The organism is Streptomyces beijiangensis (genome assembly GCF_017315755.1).
Lineage (GTDB): Bacteria > Actinomycetota > Actinomycetes > Streptomycetales > Streptomycetaceae > Streptomyces > Streptomyces beijiangensis.
Genome location: NZ_JAFLRJ010000767.1, coordinates 1 through 233 on the forward strand (window position 1 = coordinate 1; position 233 = coordinate 233).

Here is a 233-nt window from a genome sequence, read left to right on the forward strand (position 1 = left end):
CTCCAGGACCGTCCGGCCCCCCTGGAGCCGGCCCTTCACGCCGGTGTCGAGACGTCCGCGCAGCCGCCGGGCCGCGCGCAGCCTGGTCACGTCGGCGACGAGATTCGGGGCGAACGTCATCGCGACGACGACGGCGACCCCCGCCTCGTACAGCGCCCCCGGAAGCGACTTGAGGAGCCGCGCCGGATTGGCCAGGGCGGTGGCCGCGCCCACGCAGATGAGGAGCGCGGCCA

At 75.5% G+C, this 233-nt stretch carries 1 pseudogene; it reads right to left on the reverse strand.

Features of this window, described 5'->3' with window-relative positions:
• Positions 1-233 (reverse strand): annotated as a pseudogene (locus J0695_RS38945) (energy-coupling factor transporter transmembrane protein EcfT); the annotation flags it as partial.